This is a genomic window from Microcystis sp. M53603_WE2 (assembly GCF_030065435.1).
The window spans coordinates 1-2932 of sequence record NZ_JASJFF010000217.1; the positions used below are offsets into that span (position 1 = coordinate 1).

Annotated in this window: 3 protein-coding genes; 2 read left to right on the plus strand and 1 reads right to left on the minus strand. The window is 45.2% G+C overall.

What is annotated here, in order from left to right; all coding sequences use genetic code 11:
- Positions 1 to 93 precede the first annotated feature (93 nt).
- Entirely contained in the window at positions 94 to 315 is a 222-nt protein-coding gene (locus tag PX481_RS04715) for a hypothetical protein (RefSeq protein WP_288093812.1), read from the minus strand.
- Between the two features lie 635 nt (positions 316 to 950).
- Here PX481_RS04715 and PX481_RS04720 point away from each other — a divergent pair.
- On the plus strand, positions 951 to 1562 hold the full coding sequence (locus tag PX481_RS04720; protein ID WP_288093814.1) for an IS607 family transposase: 612 nt from the start codon (positions 951 to 953) through the stop codon (positions 1560 to 1562).
- A gap of 282 nt (positions 1563 to 1844) precedes the next feature.
- The gene (locus tag PX481_RS04725) at positions 1845 to 2861 is read left to right on the plus strand and encodes a thiamine phosphate synthase (protein WP_061431968.1); all 1017 of its coding nucleotides are present in this window, start codon (positions 1845 to 1847) and stop codon (positions 2859 to 2861) included.
- Positions 2862 to 2932: the final 71 nt, after the last annotated feature.

Here is a 2932-nt window from a genome sequence, read left to right on the forward strand (position 1 = left end):
AATGTTTCGGTCATTTTCCTACTGATTAGTTTAGCGGCCGTGAAAAAATTTGGTGTAGCAACCGAGAACTCCCATTTAGATTCGACTTCTCTATCAGTAGAAGGAGAATATAAAAAGGAATACCCAACAGTAGAAATCCTGGTTCTTCGTTACTTGGTATGGTTCGATAGGGGGGCATAAATCGACTAAATCCTTATCTGGCAAGAGATTTAATTGATTAGTTCGCTCCAGATCGCAAACAATTGACAAAAATCGCCAAATGTCTTTCTCTATAAGGGTTTCATTCCTTATAATCCTGTACGTTGCATAAGACAAACCGAAGAACCAAAATTATTTTTCGACAGTACCTAGGGTTTGCTGAAAAACTTTTTGCCGCAAACCCTACTTAAAAAAAATCTCTCAATTCTTTACAAAACTTAATCAAGAGAGGTACAATGTATAAAACTTAACAGTCTTGACAGTCAAAACTGGAGTTCGATGGCAATCAACTCCCTAACGGGGAAAACGGGGGGAAGGCAATTCATCCCTACAGTAACTTCCTTTTGCTCCCACAAAAATGTCACCCCAAAACCCCCGGACAAACTCAGGTTTTAGAAAGACCAAAAATCCCGTTGAATATCTCTATCTAAAGAGGTATGACTAATTTTCCTAAATCATCTATAGTTACCAGCGTAGGGCAATGGCAGTATAAAAGTGGACAACTGACTGTCTAAAGTTGGACGATTCTCTCTCGAGAAATTTCTTTAATTAAAACTGGGTTAAGTTAAGTAGTCGGACATAAATTCTGTTCTCTATCTTAAGAAATGTAAATTGCCGCAATTCTTACTGACTCCTGACTTAAAAGTGGCAAGTGGCAAGTGGGGAGAATACACAAAAGCTGTCTCCTGTCTCCTGTCTCCTAGCCCCACCAACAAACTTTTTGCCGCAAACCCTACTTAACAGCTTATTATATGAATACCCTCATCACTATTCGAGAAGCTTCCGATTTACTCGGAGTTAGCATTAAAACCCTCCGGCGCTGGGAACAACAGGGTAAAATTGTCTCAATTCGTACCCGCGGCGGTCATCGCCGATTTCGACCGGAAGATCTCTTACAATCTGGTCAAGCAACCCCATTGATTATTGGCTATGCTCGTGTTAATCGACCTGAACAAAAACCCCAATTAGACACCCAGATAAAAGCGTTAGAAGAATTTTGCCATCAGCAGGGTCAACCCTTTGAAATTCTCACCGATATCGGCGACGGAGTCAGCCACAATCACCCTAATTTTATGCGTCTAGTGAAGATGATTTGTCAGGGTGAGGTGAAATGTCTAGTTTTAACCCATGCGGAAACTATTAGTCTCTTTTGTCATGATTTTATTTTGGGTTTGTGCCGTCTCTTCAAAATCCAAGTCATTATCCTCAATCAACCCCAGGAATCCATTGCAGCTGAGGATTTAGTGGACGATCTGCAAGCCCTCGTCACCATCTGTTACGATCATCTCTACCCACTACATAACCCGGCTCATCAGCAATTACTAGAATACCTAGGGGCGCTTAAGGATGTCCGTGTGGCTTAAAATTATCCTTGGCCTGGGTTTCTCCTCCCTCTTTGTTGCCTGTCTGATGCCGCCTCTACTGTTCCCCGAACCAGGGCCAAGAATAGTAATATTTGAGATGATAAAGAGAATATGATCCCCCCTTGCCCTAGGGTTGATTCAAGGTAGGGTTGATTCATGAATCAACCCTACCCCTTGCCCCCCTTAAAAAAGGGGGGAAAACCAGGAAAGTTCCCTTTTCCAAGCTGGATTGAGGGGGATCAAATTGGCTGACGGCTATATTGACATCCACATTAACGGCAAATGAAACTAGAAACCACGGCGATTAAACGGATTCTCGATGCTAACCTTGACCGCGCCAGAGAAGGACTGCGAATTATCGAAGAATGGTGTCGTTTTGGCTTAGATAATCCCGATTTAGCCCAAGAATGTAAAGAAATGCGCCATCAGTTGGCTAGTTGGCACTCGATCGATCTTAAACGACATCGGGACACGGCCGGCGATATCGGCAGGGATTTAAGCCATCCCAGGGAAGAAATCCGGGAGACTGTCGAGGGACTGCTGCAGGCCAATCTCGCTCGCGTACAGGAGGCTTTTAGGGTTTTAGAAGAATACGGTAAACTCTATGATCTGGAGCTAGGGATAGCCTGTAAACAGCTGCGCTATCGGGTTTATCAGCTAGAGAGTAAACTATTAATCTCGCCACCTCTGGAAAAACTGCAAGCATCTCCCCTCTATCTAGTCACTTCTCCTGCCGAAAATCTGCTAGAAATCGTCGAATTAGCCCTAAAAGGGGGGTTAAAATTGGTGCAGTACCGCCATAAAACCGCCGCTGATACCATTCGTTTAGAAGAAGCCGCTAAACTGTGTGAGTTATGCCACCGTTACGATGCTTTGTTTATTATGAACGATCGCGTCGATATTGCTCAGGCCATTCATGCCGATGGTGTTCATCTCGGTCAACAGGATGTACCGATTTCCCTAGCGCGGCAATTTCTCGGTCCTGGGGCAATTATCGGCCGGTCCACCACTAATCCCCAAGAGATGGCCAAAGCAATCCAAGAAAAGGCCGATTATGTGGGAGTCGGGCCGGTTTATGCCACCCCCACCAAAGCAGGAAAAACCCCGGCAGGATTGGAATATGTCCGTTATGCGCGGGAAAATTGCCCTTTACCCTGGTTTGCGATCGGTGGTATTGATAGTAGTAACATTAAAGAGGTTTTAGAGGCAGGAGCGCAACAGGTAGCTGTAGTCCGGGCCATCATGGAAGCGCAGCATCCCGATGTGGTGACACAACAATTATTAAACCAATTAAAGTAGGGTGTGGGGTGTGGGGTGTGGGGTGTAGGGTGTGGGGTGTGGGGTGTGGGGTGTAGGGTGTGGGGTGTGGG

Coding starts and splice junctions, on each gene's coding strand:
- PX481_RS04720 (WP_288093814.1), top strand. CDS start 951: ATGAATACCCTCATCACTATTCGAGAAGCTTCCGATTTACTCGGAGTT.
- PX481_RS04725 (WP_061431968.1), top strand. CDS start 1,845: ATGAAACTAGAAACCACGGCGATTAAACGGATTCTCGATGCTAACCTT.